Here is a 4935-nt window from a genome sequence, read left to right as displayed (position 1 = left end):
AACCAGACCCCGGCCAGGGCGCAGACACCGGCCGGTACCAGCACCGCAAACAGCGGCGAGAAACCGAACACCWGGCTCGAAGGCCCGAGCAAATCCTGGACGATACGGAAAGTGAAGCCCACCAGTACGCCAGTGAAGACCCGCTGACCGAGGGTCACCGACCGCAGCGGACCGAAGATGAAGGAAATCGCCATCAACACCAATGCAGCGGTCACCAGCGGCTGCAACACCTTTACCCAAAACGCCAGCCAGTAACGACCGTTGCTCAGGCCCTGGTCAGCCAGGTAGTGGATGTAATTCCACAGACCGCTGATCGACAACGACTCGGGCGCCATCACCACGGTACTCAGCAGTTGCGGGCTCAGGGCTATTTCCCAGCGCTCCACAGGGGCAGTCACCACTTCGGTACTTTTGTCATGGAACAGCGTGGTCGTGACATCGGTCAGTTGCCAGTGATCGGTATCGAATTCCGCACGTTTGGCGAAGCTCGAAGACAGCATGTGGYGTTGATCGTCAAAACGATAACGGGTCACGCCGTACAGCAGACCGTTGGGTTGCACGGAGTTGACGTGAATGAACTCATCACCCTGACGGTGCCACAAACCGTGCTTGGCGCTTTGCGCATCGCCACTGCCCTGGGCCAGCGAGCGGTTGGCTTGAGCGGTGATTTCCGTGGCCGGCGCGACGTACTCGCCAATTACCAGCCCTACCACCATCAGGATCAGCATCGGCTTCATCACGGCCCAGACGATCCGACCGAYGGACACACCGGCGGCACGCATGATGGTCAGCTCGCTGTGACTGGCCAGACTGCCGAGGCCAATCAGGCAACCGATCAGCGCCGCCATCGGCAACATGTCGTACAGGCGGCGCGGCGCGGTCAGCAACACGTAACTCAGTACATCCATCAACGTGTAGGTATCGCTGACGTCGCTCATCTCATCGATGAAGGCGAACAGCGTTGCCAAGCCCAGAATGATCCCAAGCACCGCCAGGATCGCGATGAACACGCTGCTACCGATGTAGCGATCGAGCTTATCCACGGGCCACCTCCAGCGCGCTGCGGCGACTCGCCATCTTCAAGCTCAGCGACTCCCAATACAGCAAGCCAAGACCGATGGCCAGGAAGATTGCATGCACCCACCACAAGCCCAACACCGGCGGGATCTTGCCCTTTTCAAGGGCGCCGCGAGCGGCAATCAGGATGGTCAGGTAAGCCATATAAAGAAGAATCGCCGGCAGCAGCTTGAGGAAACGGCCCTGGCGCGGGTTGACCCGCGACAGCGGCACCGCCATCAGGGTCACGATGAAGACCAGCAACGGCAGGGACAGGCGCCATTGCAGTTCGGTACGCGAGCGGATGTCGTCGCTGCTCAGCAAGGAACTGGTGGTCATCGCATCGCGGTCGGTCACTTCGTCGCTGACGTCCGGCTTGGCCAGCAATACGCCGTACTCGTCGTACYTGATGGCGCGGTAGTCGGCCTGACCCGGATTACCGTCGTAGCGGTAGCCGTTGTCGAGGATCAGGTAACGGTTGCCATCGGGCCTGATTTCCTGATGGCCCTTCTCGGCTACCAGTACGGAAATCCCCCGATCCTTGTTGTCGGAACTGACATTCTTTTGYGAAATGAACACGCCGCCCAGATTGATGCGGTCATCCGACAGTTGCTCGGTGTAGGTCACCCGAGTGCCGTCGCGCAAGGCCTGGAAGCGACCCGGCTCGAGGGTGTCGAACTCGGTCAGTGCATCCTGCTTGTTCAACAGCAGCTGGAACTGGTTGGCACCTTGCGGTGCCAGGCTCAGGCTCAGCCACGCCACGATCAGGGCAACCAGGGTGGCCGGAAAAAGAGTCATGGCGAACAGACGCTGCTGGCTCATGCCAGTAGCAGACAACACGGTCATTTCGCTTTCGAGGTACAGACGACCGTAGGCCAGCAAGATCCCGAGAAACAGCCCCAAAGGCAGAATCAGCTGCAGGAAGCCCGGCAGGCGATAGCCCATGATCAGGAACAGCGAACCTGGATCCAGGAGCCCAGAGGCCGCCTGGGCGAGGTATTTGATGAAGCGTCCGCTCATGATGATGACCAGCAGCACGGCGCTGACGGCGCTCAAGGTCAACAGGACTTCGCGGGATAGATAACGGAAGACAATCAAACCAGACACTCCAGGGTTGTCAGGCTAAGCGGCCAAACAAACAAACGTATCAGCCGGCCCGCAGGGCAGGGCCGCCGAAAAAGATGGCGCATTATCCTGTGATTGAGTGCGCCTGTCACTGCGCATGCTCAAGCAAGCACCTGAACCGCTGAAGTTCGCATATCCGAGGGTTGTCAGGCGCAGGCAGCGAGGTTCAAACTGCGGCCTTTGTCGCTGGCAACACACCGGCGCCTTTCTACTTATAGGCAAGCCTCTGCGCGTCGCGCAGTTTGACCATTAATTCAGGGACCCGGACATGGAACTGGTTGTAAAAAGCGTTAGCCCGGAAACGTTGAAGACCGCCACGTTGGTAGTCTCCGTCCGCGAAGGCCGCAAGCTCGGCACCGTTGCCAAACAACTCGACGAACTGAGCGGCGGCGCTATCAGCGCAGTGCTCAAGCGCGGCGACCTGGCCGGCAAAGTCGGCCAAAGCCTGTTGCTGCACAGCCTGCCCAACCTCAAGGCCGAACGCGTGCTGCTGGTGGGCGTGGGCAAGGATGAAGAACTGGGCGATCGCCCGTTCCGCAAAATCATCGCCGGCATCCTCAATACCCTGAAAGGCCTGGGCGGCAGCGATGCAGTGCTGGCCCTGGACGAAGTGGTGGTCAAGGGCCGTGACAGCTATGGCAAGACCCGCCTGCTGGCCGAAACACTGGTGGACGGCGAGTACATCTTCGAACAGTTCAAGAGCCAGAAAGCCGACCCGCGCTCCCTGAAGAAAGTCACTCTGGTGACCATCAAGGCGGCACAGGCTGAAGTCGAACGCGCCGTGGCCCACGCCACCGCGATCGCCAACGGCATGGCCTTCACCCGTGACCTGGGCAACCTGCCGCCGAACATCTGCCACCCGACATTCCTTGGTGAACAAGCCAAGAACCTGGGCAAAGAGTTCAAAAGCCTGAAGGTCGAAGTCCTCGATGAGAAGAAGATCAAGGACCTGGGCATGGGTTCGTTCTACGCCGTTGGCCAGGGCAGCGCCCAGCCACCGCGCCTGATCGTCATGCAATACAACGGCGGCAAGAAATCCGAGAAGCCGTACGCCCTCGTCGGCAAAGGCATCACCTTCGACACCGGCGGCATCAGCCTCAAGCCAGGCGCCGGCATGGATGAGATGAAGTACGACATGGGCGGCGCCGCCAGCGTGTTCGGCACCCTGCGTGCCGTGCTTGAGCTGAAACTGCCGATCAACCTGGTGTGCATCCTGGCCTGCGCCGAGAACATGCCGAGCGGCAACGCTTCGCGTCCGGGCGACATCGTCACCACCATGAGCGGCCAGACAGTTGAAATCCTCAATACCGACGCCGAAGGCCGTCTGGTGCTGTGCGATGCCCTGACCTACTCCGAACGCTTCAAGCCGCAAGCGGTGATCGACATCGCCACCCTGACCGGTGCTTGTGTCGTGGCACTGGGCGCCCACACCTCGGGCCTGCTGGGCAACAACGACGAACTGATCGGCCAGCTGCTGAGCGCCGGCCAAGCCGCCGACGACCGCGCCTGGCAACTGCCGCTGTTCGATGAGTATCAAGAGCAGCTGGACAGCCCGTTCGCCGACATCGCCAACATCGGCGGCCCGAAAGCCGGCACCATCACCGCCGCCTGCTTCCTGTCGCGCTTCACCAAGAACCTGAACTGGGCACACCTGGACATCGCCGGCACAGCCTGGACCAGCGGCGGCAAGGACAAGGGCGCCACTGGCCGTCCGGTTCCCCTGCTGACCCAATACCTGCTGGACCGCGCCAAAGCCTGAAACCGATGACTTGCAGCGGCGTCACTCTCGGGTGACGCCGCTTGCAACTCAGGAACCGCAATGACCAAAGTCGACTTCTATATCCTGCCCAGCGCCGATCCTTCGGCGCGGCTGGATTTCGCCTGCAAGCTCACCGAAAAAGCCTGGCGCATGGGCCACCGCATTTACCTGCATTGCAGCGATGCCGCCCAGCGTGATGCGCTCGATGCGCGGTTGTGGGCGTTCAAGGGCGAAAGCTTCGTGCCCCACGGCCCTGCCGAAAGCGAGCCGGACGGTTTGATTGTGTTGGGTCTTGGCGATGACTGCGGTCAGCATCAGGATCTGCTGGTCAATCTCGACCTGAAAGTCCCGGCCTTTGCCAGACAATTCGCCCGCGTGGCGGAAGTGGTGGTGGAAGACCCGGCGATTCGTGCGGCTGCGCGGGAGAGTTTTCGTTTCTACCGCGAACAGGGCTATCCTCTGCAAGATCACCGTTTACAGCGACTCTGAGCATTCCGATGGACACTCCAAAACCACCGCAAAAGTCCGTGCACCTGCTGGAAGACCTTGAGTCGATCCGCCAACTGCTCGGCGATGACAACCTGCAACCGCCGTTGCTGACCGACGCCGTCATTGAAGGCGACCAGGAACAGATTCCCATGCTGTTCGACACCGTCGGCCATGCGCCCCAGGTCGAACCGCCACCACCCGCCCCGGCCGCCCAGCCGGCCCCTGCCGCCAACAAGGGCCCCGATGCCCTGTTGCACCTGGATAGCGAGCTGCGCGCCGCCGCGCAATTGATCATGCAAGACGTGATCGACGACTTCGCCCCGCACATCGAAACCGAAATCAAACGCCGCCTTGATGCACGGATGGAACGGTTGCTTAGCCAGTACGAGTAACCTTGAGCCGAGCGGGCTTCTGTGGCGAGGGAGCTTGCTCCCGCTCGGCTGCGAAGCAGCCGCAAAACCCGAACACTCGGTGTACCTGATACACCTGACTTGATGGTCCGGGGC

General features: G+C 61.1%; 5 protein-coding genes. 3 read left to right on the top strand and 2 right to left on the bottom strand.

From position 1 onward, the window contains the following. Both lptG and lptF read right to left on the bottom strand, forming a co-directional pair. Window positions 1–1043: LPS export ABC transporter permease LptG (lptG, locus tag AC1DLB_RS21300; RefSeq protein ID WP_477785592.1), on the bottom strand; the 1043-nt coding region annotated here is incomplete at its 3' end. Next, window positions 1036–2154, bottom strand: coding sequence for an LPS export ABC transporter permease LptF (gene lptF, locus AC1DLB_RS21295; protein WP_477785591.1), 1119 nt, complete (start codon window positions 2152–2154; stop codon window positions 1036–1038). The genes lptG and lptF, both read right to left, overlap by 8 nt. 295 nt (window positions 2155–2449) lie before the next feature. Here lptF and AC1DLB_RS21290 point away from each other — a divergent pair, with 295 nt between their 5' ends. The 3 genes from AC1DLB_RS21290 to AC1DLB_RS21280 are packed head-to-tail and all read left to right on the top strand — an operon-like array spanning window position 2450 to window position 4821. After that, the gene (locus AC1DLB_RS21290) at window positions 2450–3940 is read left to right on the top strand and encodes a leucyl aminopeptidase (RefSeq protein WP_018927095.1); all 1491 of its coding nucleotides are present in this window, start codon (window positions 2450–2452) and stop codon (window positions 3938–3940) included. Window positions 3941–4000: 60 nt separating this feature from the next. After that, complete coding sequence (locus tag AC1DLB_RS21285) at window positions 4001–4429, top strand: DNA polymerase III subunit chi (protein ID WP_018927096.1); 429 nt, start codon at window positions 4001–4003, stop codon at window positions 4427–4429. A gap of 8 nt (window positions 4430–4437) precedes the next feature. Further along, the gene (locus tag AC1DLB_RS21280) at window positions 4438–4821 is read left to right on the top strand and encodes a hypothetical protein (protein WP_018927097.1); all 384 of its coding nucleotides are present in this window, start codon (window positions 4438–4440) and stop codon (window positions 4819–4821) included. Window positions 4822–4935: the final 114 nt, after the last annotated feature.

This window comes from Pseudomonas sp. 05N434 (genome assembly GCF_056396965.1).
This window is presented reverse-complemented; position numbering and strand designations above follow the sequence as displayed.